Origin of the sequence: Halorientalis sp., from assembly GCF_028275115.1 — an archaeon.
Taxonomy (GTDB): domain Archaea; phylum Halobacteriota; class Halobacteria; order Halobacteriales; family Haloarculaceae; genus Halorientalis.
Genome location: NZ_JAQCNH010000024.1, coordinates 1 through 17095 on the forward strand (window position 1 = coordinate 1; position 17095 = coordinate 17095).

Genomic DNA, 17095 nt, shown 5'->3' on the forward strand with positions numbered 1-17095 from the left:
TTTTATACCATCTGTTGCAGAGACCTGCTCGATTGTATCAAGTCGAATTTGGTCCGGCGATCGGAACCCGCGTGCGAAATTCACTACCCGGAGCACGAGCATCGATCCACCAACGGCAGCGATGTGGAGGAAGTTACCATCGCGGACCGTGCTGAGTACCCACCAGACGCCGATTGGAAGCGCAAGCGCGTAGGCGACAAGGGCAGTATTAGACCACCACGTTCCGCGCTGGCAATAGTCTCGGTAGAGTGATTTAGCATACCCCAAAAAGGACTCCTCGAAGTACACGTACTCCTCAGTGAACCGTACTGTACCGCGTTTCGTCGGGAACGACTCGATAGAAGGCATACGTCTTCGCCCCTGACTACTCAGAGAGGTCCGCATAGAGTCGAGTGAGCCCACACTCCGGACAAAGACAGGCAGAAAGTGGAGTTTGATACCCGACGCCGAGGCGGTCGAGGATACCGCCGTCTCTCTCAGTTTCGATGTACAGGTCACCGACGCCCTCAGCGGTTACGTTCGTCTGTTCCATCTGGACATCACAATCCGGACAGGGTCGCTCGCGCATGACTCAGTATCGTGCTTCGCTGGTCATACTCAAAAATACCTGGCCGCTGTTTCATCGGCCGAAGTGCTACTATCGGTGTCTCTCTCCGTTGAATCCACCTTCTGTATTCGCCACACCGTTACTATCACCTGCTGAGGGGTTCGACAAGACCGATACTGGAGGAACACGTCGGACAGGACCACTCGGACGGTCGTGGACTGTCGATAGCGGAATCGCCCCATGTCCTCAATGGCGGCCCGGTGGCCCTCGGTCACGACGGTCCCGTTCAGCGGCACGTCGTACGGGCGGCTGTCGGTCACGTTCGACACAGCCGCCGGGGACTGTGTCGGCGTCCCGGTGCCACCGGGCCGCCACATCCCGCCAGGGCCACCATGGTGGCGAGCGAACACAGAGCGACCACGTAACGGTTTAGGTCCGCTCACGGGACAGCACCCGTATTGAAACGGGCGGCTTCGGCCCGCTGGTGAAGGGGAGTAAAGTGCCGGCGGCTCCAACTCAGGCACAATGGACATCAAGGATAGCGTTCACGACCACGTCGAGGTGCGTGGGGTCGCGATGGACCTGCTCGATACGCCGCCGGTCCAGCGGCTCCGGCAGGTCCGTCAACTCGGCACCGTCACGCTGGTCTATCCCTCCGCGAACCACACGCGCTTCGAACACAGCCTCGGCGTCTATCACCTCGCTGACGAGGCACTGGCGCAGCTCAACGTCGAGGGCCAGCAGGCAGAGCGGGTACGCGCCGCCGCCCTGTTGCACGACGTGGGCCACGCACCGTTCAGCCACAACGTCGAGTCGGTCGTCCACCGCCACACCGGAAAGTGGCACGACGACGTCCACGAACTGCTCGAGTCGGGCGCGGTCGCAGCGGTCCTCGCGGAACACGACCTCGACCCCGACGCCGTGGCCGACCTCGTGGCGGGGGACGGCAAATTCGGCCAACTCGTCTCGGGCGAACTCGACGTGGACCGGATGGACTATCTCGTCCGCGACGCCCACCACACGGGCGTTCCCTACGGCACCATCGACCACGAGCGACTGGTTCGGGAACTCTCATTCGTCGACGGCGAACTCGTCCTCGCGGAGGGGAACGTCCAGACCGCCGAGAGCCTGCTGGTCGCCCGTGCGCTGATGACGCCGACGGTGTACAGCCACCACACCGCACGGATCGCAAAGTCGATGCTCCGGCGTGGTGCCGAGCGCCTGCTGGACGAGACCGACACGACCGCCGAGGAGATGCGCCGGATGGACGACCACGACCTGCTCGTCGGCCTGCGTCGGTGTGACGCCACCGCCGAGACCGCTCGCCGACTCACGGAACGCGACCTGCTCAAGCGGGCGGTCTGGGCGGAGATGGGCGACGTGTCGGCGGACCTGCTCGAACGCTCTCACACGGAGACGGTCGAGGCCGAGCGCGACATCGCCACCGACGCCGAGGTCGAACCCACGGACGTGATCCTCGACGTGCCCGGCCGTCCCGAAATCGAAGAGACGACAAGCCGCGTCGTCGTCAACGGCGAGGTTCGTCCCCTGGGCGACCAGTCGACACTCGTCGGTGCGCTCCGCGCGGTCCAGAAAGACCAGTGGCGACTCGGCGTCTACGCCCCCGAGGACGTCACCGAACGCGTAGGCCACGCCGCCAGCCGCGTTCTCGGCCTCGATATCGACGGCTCGCTCGTCAGCGACACGCGCCCCGGCGTTCACACCACGCTCGACGACTTTTGAGCCGAGTTTCGACAACGTGCGCCGGGCCGTCCTCGAAACAACGGACCGACGAGGTGACCCCGGCCGCTTCTCAGTTGCGGTTAAACCGCCCGACAGCGAAGTTTGTGACTAGATAACAATGTACAATCGAATTCTCCTCCCGGCGGACGGGTCGGCGGAGATGGAGGACGGTATCGACCACGCGGCGGCGCTGGCGGCCCGGGACGACGCCCCAATCCACGCGTTGTACGTCGTCGACGCGGGGAGTTTCTCCAGTCTGCCGATGGAGACCGGCTGGGAGGGAGTCTCGGAGTTGCTGTACGAGGAGGGGGCGGCGGCGTTGGACGGGGTCGAGCGCGTCGTCGGTGACCGTGCTCCGGTCGAACGCAAAGTCACGGAGGGCAAACCGAACACGACTATCGTCGAGCACGCGTCCGAAGCCGACTGTGACCTGATCGTGATGGGAACACACGGACGGGGTGGCATCGACCGTCTCCTGCTCGGGAGCGTCGCGGAGCGCGTCGTCCGGTGCTCGACCGTTCCGGTAATAACGCTCCGCATCGAAAGACGACCCACCGCCAAGCGGGAGCGAGAGCCCGAGGTGAACGCCTAAGCTGGCCGGAGGTGTTCGCAGTCGCCCGCGTTTACACGGACGGTCCCGTCGTCGGTTTCGACAACGAGCGTTCCAGGGAACTCGACGTCCACCGCTTCGCCGACGATTTCGCCACCAGGCGTGTCGACCCGAACTCGTCGGCCCAGCGTGTCCGCTAGGTCCCGCCAGGCCGGCACCACGGCATCCAGCTCCGACCGCAGGTCGTGGAACTCCTCCAGTACGCGCTGGGTGAACACTCGCCGGTTCACGTCCCCGCCCTCCTCGCGGAGGCTGGTCGCGTCCGCGACGAGGTCGGCGGCGTCGACGTTGGCGTTGATTCCGATGCCGACGACGATCCACGCGACCCGGTCCGCCTCGCCCTCCATCTCCGTGAGGATGCCTGTGAGTTTCCGCTGGTCTCCGTCGCCGTCCGGGACCAGCACGTCGTTGGGCCATTTGATCGCCGCGTCGACACCGGCCTCGCGGGCCGCACGGGTGGTCGCCACGGCGGCCGCGAGCGTGAACGCGGGCGCGTCTGCGGGCGGCACTGTCGGCCGCAGAAGAATCGAGAGCCAGATGCCGCCGGCGGGGGCAGCCCACTCGCGATCCAGTCGCCCGCGACCACCGGTCTGTTCGTCGGCCAGCACGACCACGTCCTCGCGGCCCTCGGCGGCGAGTTCGCGGGCACGGTCGTTGGTACTCTGAATCGTGTCGTGGTACGCCACGTCGAACGGCGCGTCGAGCCCGAATGCGACGGCTTCGCCGCCGAAATCGGGGGTCGAGACGAGTTCGTAGCCGTCGCCACCACCGTCGATCGAGAAGCCTGCCTCGCGGAGCGCCTCGATGTGTTTCCAGACCGCGGCGCGTGACACGTCGAGTCGGTCGGCGAGTGCCGGTCCCGACACTGGCCCGTCGGCGATGGCGTCGAGAACGCGGTGGCGCGTGTCCTGCATACCTGCATCTTCACCCCACGGATAGTAAGTGTTCGGCGAGCGTCGCCATTCGTGTTCGACCGGTCCGGCCGGATTTATACGCGCTGGAGCACAATCCTAGCCATGCGTTACTTCCAGAACCTCTCGGTCGGCGAATCGGACACTTTCGGTGAGCGGGCACTCACCGAGGCGGAAATCGTCGCGTTCGCAGAACAGTGGGACCCCCAGCGGTTTCACGTCGACGCGGAGGCTGCGGCCGACTCGGTCCACGGCGGCCTCATCGCTAGCGGTCTTCACACGATCGCGGTCGCCATGCGCCACTGGGTCGACGGCTGGCTATCCGACGTGGCCAACCGTGGTGCCCGCTACATCCAGCGCGTCGAGTTCCACCGGCCGGTCCGACCGGGGGACACGCTCGTCGTGAAGGGCGAACTGCTCGAGAAGACGGTCCCGGACCACACTGACGACCACGGCTACGCCGACTACAAGCTCTCAGCGCACGTCGACGACGAACCCGCAATGACGATGGTGACCGACCTAGTCGTCCGGCAGCGCGGCGACTGAGGGCAGCCGTTCAGTCGATCACGACCAGCAGGTCGCCCATGTCGACGCTCTCGCCCTCTGCGATGGCGACCTGCTCGACCGTGCCGCCAGCGGGCGCGACGATGTCGTTTTCCATCTTCATCGCTTCCAGCACGCAGATCACGTCGCCGGTGGCTACCTCGTCGCCCTCGGCGATGTCGACCTCCAGGATGGTCCCCTGCATTTCGGCGGTGACCTGCTGGCCCTCGGCCGTTGCGGATTGTCCACCGCCACCGCTGCCGCTACCGCCGCCACCCGATCCGCCGGAGGGGCGCTGCGGTTGGGTCCCGCCGCCACCGTTGCCGGTGCTGTTCGGAATTGGCGGTGCACCCCGTTCTTCGAGGTTGACACTGAACCGCTTGCCGTTGACCTCGACGGTGAACTCCCGTTCGACGACCTCCTCGTCCTCGGTGTCGCTGCCGCCGTCGTCGGTCCCCCACCGTTCCTGGGCCTCGTCAATACGCTCGGGGTCGAGTTCCTCGTCGAGATACTTCGTGTGATGTTTGCCGTTCACGAACGCCTCGTCGGTGAGCATCAGCCGGTGGAACGGGATGATTGTCGGGATACCCTCGACGTCGTACTCCCCGAGAGCTCGTTGTGAGCGGGTGATACACTCCTCGCGGTCCGACCCGTAGACGATTAGTTTCGCGATCATCGAGTCGTAGTCGGTCACCAAGTCGTCGCCCTGCCGGAGCGCGTCGTCCATCCGAACGCCGATCCCGCCCGGCGGGTCGTACACGTCGAGCGTGCCGCCCGTCGCCGGCGCGAAGTCCTCGGCGGCGTTTTCGGCGTTGATGCGGAACTCCATGGCGTGGCCCTCGACCTCCACGTCGTCCTGCGCGAAATCGAGTTGCTCGCCCGCCGCGACTCTCAGCTGATGTTTCACGATGTCGATGTCCGTTATCTCCTCCGTGACCGTGTGTTCGACCTGGATACGCGTGTTCACTTCGAGGAAATAGAAGTCCGCGTCCACACCCAGCACGTCGTCGGGGTCGCGGTCAGGGTCCTCCTCGACGAGGAACTCGACGGTCCCGGCGTTGTAGTAGTCCGCGGCGTCGACGCCCCGGCGTGCCGCCTCGCCGATCTGCTCGCGCAGTTCGTCGTCGAGGGCGGGACTGGGGCCCTCCTCGATGACCTTCTGGTGCCGGCGCTGGAGCGAGCAGTCCCGCTCGCCCAGATGCCGGACGTTCCCGTGGTGGTCGGCGATGATCTGGACCTCGATGTGGCGCGGGTCCTCCAGATACCGCTCCAGAAAGACCGAATCGTTGTCGAAGTACGCCTCGCCCTCGCGTTTGGCGCTCTCGAGTTGCTCGTCGATTTCGCTTTCCTCGCGGACGATTTTCATGCCGCGGCCGCCACCACCACCCTCGGCCTTGATCGCGATGGGGTAGCCGTGTTCCTCGGCGAACTCTCGGACGGCATCGGGTTCCTCGATCGGGTCGGTCCCGGGAATAATGGGCACGTCGGCGTCGCTCATCACGTTACGAGCCTTTGTCTTCTCGCCAAGTCGTTCCATCGCGTCGCCGGTGGGACCAACCCAGACGACGTCCTCCGTGGCTTCGACCTTGCGGGCGAACTCCGCGTTCTCCGCGAGGAAGCCGTAGCCGGGGTGGATGGCGTCGGCGTCAGCATTCCGTGCGGCCTCGATAATCGCCTCGTGGTCGAGGTACGAGTCGGCCGCACGGGCCGGGCCCACGTTGTACGCCTCGTCCGCGTACCGCACGTGTCCCGAGTGCTTGTCCGCCTCGCTGTAGACGGCCACCGTCTCTATACCCAGTTCCTCACAGGCACGCATCACCCGGACCGCAATCTCTCCCCGGTTCGCGACCAGCACCGTGTCGAACATACCATCTGTACCGGAGGTCGGCTTATAAAGGTATGCGCACGCGGCAAAGGAAAACCGGCGTTGGTCGGTCTGTATAAACGACCCAACACGCGAGCCCGAAAGCGGTTTCTCGGGGCAGGTGAATCCTGTCGATATGGAATACGTTATTATCGAGGAACTGTGCACGTTCTCGCACCCCTTGGACGCGACCGACGGCGCACAAACGCTGGCGGACGCGCCGGGCACGACCGACGTGGCAGTGGACCACATCACGCTGGCCCCGGGCGAGGCCCCCGAGGTGGCTACCCCACACACCTCGACCAGGAGGGGATTTTTACGTGCTGGAGGGGGCCGTGACGTTCGACACCGACGAGGGGGCACAGGCGGTCGCGGCCGGCGAGGTGGTCCGCTTCGCTCCCGGTGACTACCACCACGACGAGAACGAGAGCGACGAGACGGTGAGTGTGTATGCCACACTGGTCGTTCGGGTCTCCGGGCGACTTTTGTTACTCCCGTCGGAACCGTCGTCGCGTGACGAACAACTCTGCCGTTCCGCCGGCACGGTCGGTCTCGACGTACGTCGAGGAAGGCGCGCGTATCGCCGCAATCCTGCTGGTCTGGGGGCTCGTCTCCCTTCTTTTCGCGTTCGGCCTCACCGAACTCGGCGTTTTCGGCCGCGTCTTCTGGGTGCTCGGCGGCGTCTTCGCGCTCACGGGCCTCCTCAACGCCGTGCTGTATCTCTGTTACCGGACGGTCGACTACGCACAGCGCGGGGGCTGATTCACATTCGATCCGTGCGACCCGCCGCCGTCCAGGGGTCGTCCGGGGCCTCGGTCGGAACGCGGACGGAGCGCCGTCGCTTGCGTGCCACTTTGCTGGCGAACGTCCACTTGCCGTCGGCCCAGTTTGGACTGCTGTCACCGTCGGCGGCGGCCGCCGCGAGTTCCTGGTCCCGCATGTGCGCGCCGATGGCGGCGGCGACGGCGGCCGCTTCGTCGGCGTCGGCGTCGTCGGCCAGCGCCGCCTCTACCGCGGCGAGCAGCCTCTTTTTTTCGGCCTGTGCCGGGGCGTTCTCGTCGGCCATCTCAGAGCGGGATGTTGCCATGTTTGCGGTCGGGCGTGTTCTTTCGTTTCCCCCGGATCATCTCCAGGTCGGTGATGAGTCGGGCGCGCGTGTCCTGCGGTTCCAGTACGTCGTCGACGAAGCCGCGTTCGGCCGCCGTATACGGATTGGCGAAAGCGTCGCGGTACTCGTCGATGAGCTGCTGCCGGCGGGCCTCTACGTCCGCTGCACTCTCGAGTTCGTCGTCGTAGAGGACGTTCACCGCACCTTTCGGTCCCATCACGGCGATTTCGGCGGTCGGCCAGGCGTAGTTCATGTCCGCCTCGATGTGCTTCGAGGCCATCACGTCGTAGGCCCCGCCGTAGGCCTTCCGGGTGATTACCGTCAGCAGGGGTACGGTCGCTTCCGAGTACGCGTAGAGGAGCTTCGCACCGTGTTTGATGATGCCGTCGTGTTCCTGGTCGGTGCCGGGCATGAACCCGGGGACGTCCACGAACGTGAGGAGTGGGATGTTGAACGCGTCACAGAACCGGACGAAGCGTGCGCCCTTGACCGAGGCGTCGATATTCAGCGTCCCCGCGTTGACGTGTGGGTTGTTCCCGACGACTCCCACCGAATGCCCGTCCATCCGGGCGAACCCGACAGTGAGGTTGCGCGCGAACATCTCGGCCACCTCGAAAAAGGAACCTTCGTCGACGATTCGGGCGACGACGTCGCGCATGTCGTAGGGCTTCTGTGGCTGGTCTGGGACGATGTCCATCAGATCGTCGGGTTCCCGTTCCGGGTCGTCCCACGGCTCGACACGGGGTGGGTCTTCGACGTTGTTCTGTGGGAGGAAGGATAGCAGATAGGCGATATCGTCCAGCGCTTCCTCCTCGGCGGCGGCGGTGAACTGTGACACCCCTGACTCCGTGGCGTGGGTCTGTGCCCCGCCGAGTTCCTCGAAGCCCACTTCCTCACCGGTGACCGTCTCGATCACGTCCGGCCCCGTAATGAACATGTGGCTGGTGTCCTGGACCATCAGGATGAAGTCCGTGATGGCCGGTGAGTACACCGCGCCGCCCGCACAGGGACCCATGATCGCCGAAATCTGGGGGACGACACCAGACGCGAGCTGGTTGCGGTGGAAGATGTCGGCGTACCCGGCCAGCGAGTCGATGCCTTCCTGGATGCGCGCACCGGCCGAGTCGTTGAGGCCGATTATCGGACAGCCGGTCTCGATGGCCTTGTCCATAATCTTACACACCTTCTGTGCGAAGGCCTCACCGAGCGAGCCGCCCATCTGGGTAAAGTCGTGAGCGAAGACGAACACCTTGCGGCCGTCGACCTCGCCGTAGCCGGTGACGACCCCGTCGCCGGGCATCTCCCGCTCGTCCATCTCGAAGTTCGTCGAGCGGTGTTCCCGGAGGGTGTCGACCTCGTTGAACGAGCCCTCGTCGAGGAAGTGATCGACGCGTTCGCGTGCGGTCATTTTTCCGCGGTCGTGCTGGGCCTCGATGCGGTCTTCCCCACCGCCGAGTTCAGCTTCGCGTTTGCGTTCACGAAGTTCTTCGACGCGGTCCTCTATCGTCATCGCGTATCACGTCCCCGGTCGTCCATTCTGACAGTGAACACGAAGCGGGGTAAAAAATGTTTTCCGGAGTAGGGAGGCTCGACTGAGAGGAGAGCCTTCGTGATAGCGAGCGGGGAGTGAAACGACCCGCGAGCAGGGAGGCCGAGCGACAGGAACGCTTAGGCCGGCGGGTGCCCTGAGCCGAGTTATGACAGGGCAGTTGCGAGCCGGGCAGTTTCGGGCGGTGCTCGACGGCGAGGGAATCGTGGCGTTGCCGGGCGTTCACGACGCCCTCTCGGCACGCCTGGCGGAGCGGGCCGGGTTCGAGGCCGTCTTCACCTCGGGGTTCGGCATCGCCGCCTCGACGCTGGGGCTCCCGGACCTCGGGATGCTGTCGATGGCCGAGAACGTCGACCGGATCGACCGGATCGCCGGCAGCGTCGACGTGCCACTGGTCGCGGACGCGGACACGGGCTACGGGTCGGCCGTGAACGTCCGGCGAACGGTCGGTGAGTGTCTCGACGCCGGCGTCGCAGGGATCATTCTCGAAGACCAGGCGTGGCCCAAGCGGTGCGGCCACATGGACGAGAAACGCGTCGTCCCGGCCGCGGAAGGGGTCCAGCGGATTCGCGCCGCCGCCGACGTTCGCGAGGAGCGCGACGAGGACCTCGTGATCGTCGGCCGCACCGACGCTCGCGCGGTCCACGGACTGGACGACGCCATCGAGCGCGGTCGGGCCTACGCCGACGCCGGTGCGGACGTGGTCTTCGTCGAGGCACCCGAATCGCGGGCGGAGTTGGAACGCGTGGCCGGTGAAATCGACGCACCCACGTTCGCGAACGTGGTCGACGGCGGGAAGACACCGGAACTCTCGGCGGACGAGCTGGACGAAATCGGCTTCGACATCGCCGTCTATCCGCTGTCGGCGCTGTTCGCGGCCACACGGGCGATGCAGGACGCCTACGAGACGCTGGCCGAGGCGGGCACGACCGAATCCGTCGACGGTGTCTCATTCGAGGCGTTCGAGGAGGTGGTCGACGCCGACGGGTACCGGGAGCTAGAGCGGCGGTACGCGCCCGAAGAGTGAGTCACGACTGGCGCCGACGGACGCGCTGTTCCCGAGCGAGGTCCCAACATCCGGGACCCGAACTCTCGAATGAAACCGGTTCGTGGAGAATCCGCTCTCGTATGTACGAGACGGGACTCGTGCCGACGGACAGGAGCAAAGTCGCCGCGGGCGCGCCGGTGCTGGCCGTGCCGCAGGCCTGACCCTCTCTCACCGAGCTTCCCGGGCGCGTTCGAGCGACCAGAAGAAGCCGAAGTAGGCGACGATACCGGCGAGCATGAACAGGTAGTAGGCCCACTGTGGGCCGTCGACGACGGTGAAGAACACCTCGACCAGCGTCACCCACGCCAGAGCGAACAACAGGTCCGAGACCATCCCGGAGCGGTGTTCGCGGACGTGGTCGCGGATGGAATCGACGATACTCACGACCGGTCACCTCGGAGCGAGGGCGTGTGCAGCTGTGTCATGCTCGGTGGTAAGGGGTGGTGTGGCTATTCCGCTTGTGCTTCGTCTTCGTCGTCGCCGTGGACGTCCACGACGAGGACCGGGAGCCGGGTCCGGCGCAGGACCTTCTCGGTGACGCTCCCGAGGATGACCCGCGAGAGCCCGGACCGGCCGTGGCTCCCCATGACCACGAGGTCGATGTCGCTGTCCTCGACGAACTTCCGGATGGCGCGGGCGGGCTCGCCGATACGCATGTGCTCCTCGACAGGCAGGCCGTGTTCTGCGGCGGCGTCGGCGACGTACCCCGTCGCCTCGTCGGCTGATTTCTTGATTTCGGGCGCGTCTTCGAGGTTGCCCTGCCTGAGCCGTTCGACCTGTTCGGTCCCCAGCGAGTAACTGGTCGCGTCCACGTCCACGACGTAGAGGACGTGGACCGTCGCGTCGTACTTCGAGGCGACGTCGACCGCCTGGTCGACCGCATACCGCGCTGTCTTGCTCCCGTCTGTGGGAACGAGAATGTCGTCGTACATTGTGTCAGTCGTCCGCGGGGGTCTGGCCCCCGTCGGCGCTCACGACGTCTTCGGCGGTCTCTTGCTGGCGCATCGGCTTCGGGCTGTGACACTGCCGGACCATCTTCTTGGTCTTCGCCGGCGGTTCGGTGGTCGCCAGGGAGACGACGATGGTGACGGCGAACACGAGCGGTGTCCCGGGCAGGGCCGCACCGATAGCGGGCACGAACTCGCCGTACACCTCGCTGAACGGGAAGATGAGGTCGTTGACGACGGCGAGAATCCAGATAGTCAGGCCGGTCGTCATCCCGGCGAGTGCGCCCTGTCGGTTCGTGTTCTCCCACCAGAGACCGAGGAAGAACATCGGGAACAACACGAGCGCCGCGAGCGAGAACGCGAGCGCGACGAGTTCGCCGATCAGCGCCGGCGGGTCGAGTGCGGTGAGCGTCACTAACGCGCCCATTCCGACGATGGTCGCCCGACCGAGCAGAATCTGCTGGCGCTGGGTCGCGTCAGGGTTGATCAGCTCGGTGTAGATGTCGTGTGCGACGGCCGAGGAGGCCGTGATGAAGAGGCCGGCCGTGGTCGCAATCGCTGCGGCCATCGCACCGGCCGCGACGAAGCCGACGAGCCACTGAGGCAGGTTGGCGAACTGCGCGGCCAGCACGACGATGACGTCACCCTCGGCGCCCGACATCCCGCCGGCCTCGACACCGGCGAAGACGGCATCGGGCGAGATGTTGTTGACGGACGAGAACAGGTCGACGCCGAGCGCGGCCATCGCGGGGGCCGACCAGTAGAGGAGCATGATGAAGAACAGTCCGGAGACGGTCGACCAGCGGGCGGTCCGCTCGTTCTGAACCGTGTAGAACCGCACCAGGACGTGCGGGAGCCCGCAGGTCCCGAACACGAGCGAGAACGCGGTTCCGACCCAGACGTAGAACGGAGCGTTGGCGAACGGCTCCGAGAACTGTGTCGACAGGTCGCTGATCATCGCACCGTACTGAATCTGGGGCAGGATCATCCCCTGGTGGTACCAGCCCACTGCGAAGACACCCACCAGGAACGCGACGATGAGAATCACGTACTGAACGGCCATCCCCTTCGTCGCGCCGAGCATCCCCGAGAGCGCGAGGTAGCCGACCGTAATCGACATCATTAGGATAACCATCGGGACGAACTCGAGGCCGAACACGTACTGACCGACCAGCCCCATCCCGCTGGCCTGCCCGACGGAGTAGACGTACGCGATGAGTAGAGTCGTGAACGCAGCGATGGCGCGGGCGGTCGAGGAGTTGAACCGGTCCCCGACGAAGTCGGGTGCGGTGTACTTCCCGAACCGGCGCATCTGCGCGGCCAGGAAGATGAGCAGGACGAAGTAGCCCGTCGTCCAGCCGACGACGAACGCCAACCCGTAGAATCCCGACAGCGCGATCAGACCGGCCAGGCCGAGGTACGACGCGGCCGACATCCAGTTGGCACCGATCGCCATCCCGTTCTCGATGTAGCCGATGCCGCGTCCAGCGACCCACATTCCTTCGGTATCGGCGACTTTGAAGAGGTACCCGATAGCCAGGAACGAGGCCATCATCAGGAAGACGATAGCCGCGCCGAGCGGCTTGAACGAAATGTTGAGCGCCTCCGCCTGAAGCGGCAGAATCATTCTTGCACCCCGCCGTCGGTCGCCGTTGCTTCGTCGGCCCCGCTCGGTGCTTCCGTCACGGTCGCCGTGTTGATGCCGTACTTCTCGTCGAGTTTGTCACGCCGGTTGGCGTAGATGGCCGCCAGAACCAGCGAACTGGTCGGGGCGAGAAAGCCGACCATGAAGTAGTGTGCCGGGAAGCCCAGAATCGAGAACGAGGTCATCATCTCCGGGGCGAGGAAGGTCGCAGTGACCGGACCCCACGTAGTGAGGACCCAGGCAATGAAGCTTCCCCAGACCAGTTTCAGGTGGTCCCGCATGAACCTCGTGCTGGGTTTGAGGAGGTTGACTTCGCTGTCGAGGTAATCGGTCTGGCGGTGGGCCTGCGCGGCCTGCGTCACCGTGCCGCCGTCTGTCTCGGCCACCGGAGCGTCGTCGTCTCCGGCCGCCGCCCTGTCCGTCGAATTGTGCGTGTCTTTCTCTGTCATATTTCGGTGGTATGGTGGTGTCTTCAGTAGCTCGTGTCGGTGGTGTCGTGTGTGGGTGGAGTGGATAGCGCCGGAGTTCTCAGTCGTCGCTGACTTTCCCGGCGATATCGTCGACGACTTCGGGATTACGGAGCGTGCTCGTGTTCCCGAGTTCGTCGCCGTTGGCGATATCTTCCAGCAGACGACGCATGATTTTGCCCGAGCGTGTCTTCGGGAGTTCGGGCGAGAAGATGACCGCCTCGGGCCGAGCGATGGGGCCGATGGCGTCCTCGACGCCTTCGACGACTCGCTCGCGGAGGTCGTCGTCACCCTCGTAGCCGTCCTCTGTAATGGCGTACGCGTAGACCGCCTCGCCTTTGATATCGTGGTCGCCGCCGACGACCGCGGCCTCGGCGACGCCCTCGACGCCGACGATGGCGCTCTCCAACTCCATCGTGCCGAGTCGGTGGCCCGAGACGTTGATGACGTCGTCGACGCGGCCGAGCACCGTAATGTAGCCGTCGTCGTCGATCTTCGCGCCGTCCTCGGGGAAGTAGACCCACTCGCCGGCCGCCTCGTCGGAGTACTCCTCCCAGTACTCGTCGATGAATCGGTCGTCGTTGTGATACAGGGTCCGCAACATACCAGGCCACGGCTTGTCGACGGTGAGGTAGCCCGCTTTGCCGGGTTCGACGTCGTCCCCGTTCGTGTCCACGACGTTGGCGCTGACTCCTGGCAGGGGCGGCCCGGCCGAACCGGGCTTCATGTCGCCGACGCCCGGAAGCGTCGTAATCATCATGCCGCCGGTCTCGGTCTGCCACCAGGTGTCGACGACCGGGCAGGACTCGTCGCCGATGTGTTTGTAGTACCACTTCCACGCGCGCGGATTGATCGGCTCTCCCACGGTGCCGAGCAGGCGCAGACTCGACAGGTCGTGTCGAGCGGGGTAGTCCTCACCCCACTTCATGAACGCCCGGATCGCGGTGGGGGCGGTGTAGAGCTGGGTCACGTCGTAGTCGTCGACGATCTCCCAGAGCCGGTCTTTCTCGGGGTAGTCCGGCGTCCCCTCGTACATCACCGTCGAGGTGCCCAGCGCGAGCGGCCCGTAGACGATGTAGCTGTGGCCCGTGATCCAGCCGATGTCGGCCGAACACCAGTAGGTGTCCTCGGGCTTGACGTCCAGCACCGCGTGGGACGTCCAGGCGACGTAGGACAGATACCCACCGGTCGTGTGTTTCACGCCCTTCGGTTTGCCAGTCGTTCCCGACGTGTACATCAGAAACAGCATGTCCTCGGCGTCGCGGGTGACCGGGTCGACCGTCGCGCCCGCGTGCTCACCGACCAACTCGTCGTAACCGCGCTGTCTGTCGCCGAGGTCGTGTTCGAGTTCGTCGCCGAGCCGGTCGACGACGACCGTCTCGACGCCGTGATCGACGCTTCCGAGGCCATCGTCGGCCTTGTCCTTGTGGTTCAGCGGGTCGCCTCGGCGGTAGTAGCCGTCACAGGTGACGAGATACTCCGAGTCGGCGGAGTTCATTCGCGTGGCGAGTGCATCCGCGGAGAAGCCCGCGAAGACGACCGAGTGCGGCGCGCCGATGCGGGCACACGCTAGCATCGCCACCGGTAGCTCCGGAATCATCGGCATGTACAGCGTCACCACGTCGTCTTCCTCGACGCCGAGGGCCCGTAACGCGGCCGCGAACTCCTGAACTTCGTCCAGCAGCTCCTGGTAGGTGTAGGTACGCGTCTCGTCGGTCGGTTCACCGACCCACTCGATGGCGGCTTCGTCGCCGCGGCCGTCCTCGACGTGGCGGTCGAGACAGTTGTACGACGCGTTCAGCGTCCCGTCTGCGAACCACTCGTAGAACGGGGCATCGCCGTCCTCGAGTACCTGATCGTACGATGCCTCCCAGTCCAGCAGATCTGCGGCCCGCTCCCAGCAGTCGGGCCAGTTCTCCTCGAACTCCTCGTAGATGGATTCGTCGGTGACGTTCGCCTGCTCGACGAACGACTCGGGCGGCTCGAAACTCTCTCCCTCCGGTAACCGCGCTTCGAGTTCACCCTCAGATTCCTCGGACATAATCCATCATCAACATTCACGACAGCATTCTAAAGCAACGGTTCTAATTATCCCAACACGTGACGGACCGTCCAGCGCCGATTCGTCAGCCGACAACAATAACGAACGACAGTCGCGTTCATCGAGCGGGGTAAACTGTCCCAGAGTTTTAGATTTTCGTCCGTCTCAGGCGCTGATAAGACTGCTTTCGGCGATAGCGGTGTTTCACTAAACAGTTAGCAACGGCCGTGTACCCGGTGGGGATTAGTCCTCTGCCCAGGGTGACCCAGGGTCGCCCGGTCGCTGCTCGTCGGTGAGGAAAGCGGTGAGAAGCTTCTGCTGTGCGCGCCGGAGGTGGTTGTGGAGAGTGGGCGAGGTGATTCCGATAGCGTCTGCCAGTTCTTCGGCAGTGCTGCCGCGGGGCCACTCGAAGTAACCGGCGTGGAAGGCAGCCTGGAGGACGGCCGACTGTTTCTCCGTGAGCGAGTCGCGCAACGACGCGCGAAACGCCGTCGGTGTCTCGGGCGGTCGGTCGCGTTCGCGTTTCGTGACCAATTTTGTCTCCGGGAAGGCCTCGGTCACCGTCGTGACCAGCCGTCGCACGTCGGTTTCGGCCGACACCTGGCCGACGACCCGCTCTGTCCCGCTTGTGGCCTCCATCTCCCCGACCGTCGCACCGTGTTCGACGAGCGTCGTCGCGACGTCGTGACCGGACACGGTCAGTTCTAGCAACGACTCCTCGCCGTAGTCACGCACGAGTCGTGCGTCGTCGACCGCGGTGCGGTCTGTCACCCAGGAGAGGACCTGCTCGGCACTGGCGTCCGAGAGCGTCACGAAGTAGACCAGTGTGCCCGCTTCGCCGGGGACGACCCCGTCGAGAGTCACGGCACAGTCGTGTTCGGCCGACAGCCCGGCGAAAAACGAGTCCCGGTCGCCGCTCTCGAAGGTCAGTTCGACGACGGTGTCGGCCACCAGGAGTTTGCGCTGTTCGACGACGGTGATAGCTTGGCCGATCCGCAGACCCAGGTCAGACAGGAGCGCGCGCTCGCGGTCGGTCACGGGCGCGGTCGTTCCGATACCGAGGACGCCGTCGTTCGGTTCGCCGTCGCCGACCGGGACGACCGCCGCCGCCTGGTAGCCGGTCGCGTCGGCGTGGTCGCGCCAGGCGGCGAAGGCCGAGTCCGACTGGACGTCGTCGGTCGTCCGGACCTCGTCTCTCGTCAGTGCCTCCCCAGTGGCGCCGCGGTTGGGCGACAGTCCGCCGAGTTCGGCCGCGCCAACTCCGGCCTGCGCTGTGACGCATACCGACGCACCGCGGTGCTGGCCGATCCACGCTACGGCGTAGGGTTCGCCGTCCACGAGGCGCTGGCAGACACGGCGCTCGACCTCGCCACGCGTCGACGCGGCCGAGAGCGCGTCGGCGGCGGCCCGGATTCGCTCGAAGGTGGCGTCGAATCGGGACCCGACGGTCGCCCCACCGGCGGTCGGCCCGTCCGCGCCAGCCACGAGCGAGGTCCGCTCGAACGCCGCCGCCAGGTCCGCCCTGTTTAATTCGGGCAGGAACCGCTCGAGGCTCTCGATGCTCCGCCAGCCACCGACGGTCGCAACGACGTGCGGGTCGACGCCCTCCTCGGCGAGCAGTCGCCGGGCGAAAAACCGGCGGAGCGTCCGCGAGGAGACGGCGCGAAACCGCTCGTCACCGGTCCGGTCGGCCGCACGTTCGCCCGTCTCCGCGACGAGCATCTGCACCCGCCGTGGCGACACCGGCACGAGTCGCTCCCCGTCGTCCACGTCTTTGACGCGGGCGAACTGTCGCACGTCGTGTTCCACGTCCGGTAGGAGGTACGCCCGCCTGGCCGTCCCGCCGTCCTCGCCGGCCACCGTGAGAAAGTAGTGATCGGTCCCGGCGCGGTCGTACGTGCCCACGTCGCCGGGTCGCAGGCGGGCGATTTCCGCCGGTCGGAGGCCGACCTCACCGGCCAACCGGACGACCAACTCCGCGCGGAACGTCTCGGTCGCCCGCCGGAGTCGACGGTACGACGAGGCCGTCACCGTCATTCCGGCGTCGGTCTCCGTGGCACACATATTTCGTC

17 protein-coding genes and 1 pseudogene are annotated in these 17095 nt (G+C 65.6%); 6 read left to right on the top strand and 12 right to left on the bottom strand.

What is annotated here, in order from left to right; translation table 11 throughout:
* On the bottom strand, positions 1-348 hold a 348-nt coding region (locus Q0964_RS03440; RefSeq protein ID WP_299263442.1), incomplete at its 3' end, for a hypothetical protein.
* Between the two features lie 16 nt (positions 349-364).
* The gene (locus Q0964_RS18295) at positions 365-568 is read right to left on the bottom strand and encodes a hypothetical protein (RefSeq protein WP_157688186.1); all 204 of its coding nucleotides are present in this window, start codon (positions 566-568) and stop codon (positions 365-367) included.
* A gap of 504 nt (positions 569-1072) precedes the next feature.
* Here Q0964_RS18295 and Q0964_RS03445 point away from each other — a divergent pair.
* Both Q0964_RS03445 and Q0964_RS03450 read left to right on the top strand, forming a co-directional pair.
* Entirely contained in the window at positions 1073-2290 is a 1218-nt protein-coding gene (locus tag Q0964_RS03445; protein WP_299263444.1) for an HD domain-containing protein, read from the top strand.
* Between the two features lie 118 nt (positions 2291-2408).
* On the top strand, positions 2409-2882 hold the full coding sequence (locus Q0964_RS03450) for a universal stress protein (RefSeq protein WP_299263446.1): 474 nt from the start codon (positions 2409-2411) through the stop codon (positions 2880-2882).
* On the opposite strand, the gene Q0964_RS03455 is transcribed toward Q0964_RS03450, so the two are convergent.
* Positions 2879-3814 (bottom strand): biotin--[acetyl-CoA-carboxylase] ligase, encoded by a 936-nt coding sequence (locus Q0964_RS03455; RefSeq protein ID WP_299263448.1) that lies wholly within the window; start codon positions 3812-3814, stop codon positions 2879-2881. The two genes, Q0964_RS03450 and Q0964_RS03455, sit on opposite strands and share 4 nt — an antisense overlap.
* Before the next feature lie 102 nt (positions 3815-3916).
* Between Q0964_RS03455 and Q0964_RS03460 the strand changes: the two genes are divergently transcribed.
* Positions 3917-4357 carry a MaoC/PaaZ C-terminal domain-containing protein gene (locus tag Q0964_RS03460; protein ID WP_299263450.1) on the top strand — a complete coding sequence of 147 codons (441 nt, stop codon included), beginning with the start codon at positions 3917-3919 and terminating at the stop codon, positions 4355-4357.
* A 10-nt stretch (positions 4358-4367) separates the two neighbouring features.
* Here the strand turns inward: Q0964_RS03460 and Q0964_RS03465 are convergent, their stop codons facing one another.
* Positions 4368-6221, bottom strand: coding sequence for an acetyl-CoA carboxylase biotin carboxylase subunit (locus tag Q0964_RS03465; RefSeq protein WP_299263452.1), 1854 nt, complete (start codon positions 6219-6221; stop codon positions 4368-4370).
* A 317-nt stretch (positions 6222-6538) separates the two neighbouring features.
* Between Q0964_RS03465 and Q0964_RS18425 the strand changes: the two are divergent.
* Together Q0964_RS18425 and Q0964_RS03470 are read left to right on the top strand one after the other, a co-directional pair.
* Positions 6539-6658 (top strand): annotated as a pseudogene (locus Q0964_RS18425) (cupin domain-containing protein); the annotation flags it as partial.
* Positions 6659-6731: 73 nt separating this feature from the next.
* Positions 6732-6980, top strand: coding sequence for a hypothetical protein (locus Q0964_RS03470; protein WP_299263454.1), 249 nt, complete (start codon positions 6732-6734; stop codon positions 6978-6980).
* 1 nt (position 6981) lies between these two features.
* Here the strand turns inward: Q0964_RS03470 and Q0964_RS03475 are convergent, their stop codons facing one another.
* Both Q0964_RS03475 and Q0964_RS03480 read right to left on the bottom strand, forming a co-directional pair.
* Positions 6982-7305 carry a DUF8022 family protein gene (locus Q0964_RS03475; protein WP_349254427.1) on the bottom strand — a complete coding sequence of 108 codons (324 nt, stop codon included), beginning with the start codon at positions 7303-7305 and terminating at the stop codon, positions 6982-6984.
* Complete coding sequence (locus Q0964_RS03480) at positions 7286-8836, bottom strand: acyl-CoA carboxylase subunit beta (RefSeq protein ID WP_299263456.1); 1551 nt, start codon at positions 8834-8836, stop codon at positions 7286-7288. Before Q0964_RS03480 ends, Q0964_RS03475 begins: the two co-directional genes overlap by 20 nt.
* Before the next feature lie 187 nt (positions 8837-9023).
* On the opposite strand from Q0964_RS03480, the gene Q0964_RS03485 reads away from it, so the two are divergent.
* Entirely contained in the window at positions 9024-9902 is an 879-nt protein-coding gene (locus Q0964_RS03485; protein ID WP_299263458.1) for an isocitrate lyase/PEP mutase family protein, read from the top strand.
* Between the two features lie 189 nt (positions 9903-10091).
* On the opposite strand, the gene Q0964_RS03490 is transcribed toward Q0964_RS03485, so the two are convergent.
* The 6 genes from Q0964_RS03490 to Q0964_RS03515 all read right to left on the bottom strand — a co-directional run bounded on the left by Q0964_RS03490 (position 10092) and on the right by Q0964_RS03515 (position 17087).
* Positions 10092-10307 (bottom strand): DUF8119 family protein, encoded by a 216-nt coding sequence (locus tag Q0964_RS03490; protein WP_299263460.1) that lies wholly within the window; start codon positions 10305-10307, stop codon positions 10092-10094.
* A gap of 65 nt (positions 10308-10372) precedes the next feature.
* Complete coding sequence (locus Q0964_RS03495) at positions 10373-10855, bottom strand: universal stress protein (RefSeq protein ID WP_299263465.1); 483 nt, start codon at positions 10853-10855, stop codon at positions 10373-10375.
* Positions 10856-10859: 4 nt separating this feature from the next.
* Positions 10860-12497, bottom strand: a complete 1638-nt coding sequence (locus Q0964_RS03500) for a VC_2705 family sodium/solute symporter (RefSeq protein ID WP_299263470.1) — start codon at positions 12495-12497, stop codon at positions 10860-10862.
* The gene (locus Q0964_RS03505; RefSeq protein ID WP_299263472.1) at positions 12494-12964 is read right to left on the bottom strand and encodes a DUF4212 domain-containing protein; all 471 of its coding nucleotides are present in this window, start codon (positions 12962-12964) and stop codon (positions 12494-12496) included. The genes Q0964_RS03500 and Q0964_RS03505 overlap by 4 nt, the downstream gene beginning before the upstream one ends.
* Before the next feature lie 79 nt (positions 12965-13043).
* Complete coding sequence (acs, locus tag Q0964_RS03510; RefSeq protein WP_299263474.1) at positions 13044-15023, bottom strand: acetate--CoA ligase; 1980 nt, start codon at positions 15021-15023, stop codon at positions 13044-13046.
* Positions 15024-15266: 243 nt separating this feature from the next.
* The gene (locus Q0964_RS03515) at positions 15267-17087 is read right to left on the bottom strand and encodes a bacterio-opsin activator domain-containing protein (RefSeq protein WP_299263476.1); all 1821 of its coding nucleotides are present in this window, start codon (positions 17085-17087) and stop codon (positions 15267-15269) included.
* Positions 17088-17095: the final 8 nt, after the last annotated feature.

Bases quoted from the DNA above. Each gene is read 5' to 3' on its own strand.
- Q0964_RS18295 (WP_157688186.1), bottom strand. From the start codon at position 568: ATGCGCGAGCGACCCTGTCCGGATTGTGATGTCCAGATGGAACAGACG.
- Q0964_RS03445 (WP_299263444.1), top strand. From the start codon at position 1,073: ATGGACATCAAGGATAGCGTTCACGACCACGTCGAGGTGCGTGGGGTC.
- Q0964_RS03450 (WP_299263446.1), top strand. From the start codon at position 2,409: ATGTACAATCGAATTCTCCTCCCGGCGGACGGGTCGGCGGAGATGGAG.
- Q0964_RS03455 (WP_299263448.1), bottom strand. From the start codon at position 3,814: ATGCAGGACACGCGCCACCGCGTTCTCGACGCCATCGCCGACGGGCCA.
- Q0964_RS03460 (WP_299263450.1), top strand. From the start codon at position 3,917: ATGCGTTACTTCCAGAACCTCTCGGTCGGCGAATCGGACACTTTCGGT.
- Q0964_RS03465 (WP_299263452.1), bottom strand. From the start codon at position 6,221: ATGTTCGACACGGTGCTGGTCGCGAACCGGGGAGAGATTGCGGTCCGG.
- Q0964_RS03475 (WP_349254427.1), bottom strand. From the start codon at position 7,305: ATGGCAACATCCCGCTCTGAGATGGCCGACGAGAACGCCCCGGCACAG.
- Q0964_RS03480 (WP_299263456.1), bottom strand. From the start codon at position 8,836: ATGACGATAGAGGACCGCGTCGAAGAACTTCGTGAACGCAAACGCGAA.
- Q0964_RS03485 (WP_299263458.1), top strand. From the start codon at position 9,024: ATGACAGGGCAGTTGCGAGCCGGGCAGTTTCGGGCGGTGCTCGACGGC.
- Q0964_RS03495 (WP_299263465.1), bottom strand. From the start codon at position 10,855: ATGTACGACGACATTCTCGTTCCCACAGACGGGAGCAAGACAGCGCGG.
- Q0964_RS03500 (WP_299263470.1), bottom strand. From the start codon at position 12,497: ATGATTCTGCCGCTTCAGGCGGAGGCGCTCAACATTTCGTTCAAGCCG.
- Q0964_RS03505 (WP_299263472.1), bottom strand. From the start codon at position 12,964: ATGACAGAGAAAGACACGCACAATTCGACGGACAGGGCGGCGGCCGGA.
- acs (WP_299263474.1), bottom strand. From the start codon at position 15,023: ATGTCCGAGGAATCTGAGGGTGAACTCGAAGCGCGGTTACCGGAGGGA.
- Q0964_RS03515 (WP_299263476.1), bottom strand. From the start codon at position 17,087: ATGTGTGCCACGGAGACCGACGCCGGAATGACGGTGACGGCCTCGTCG.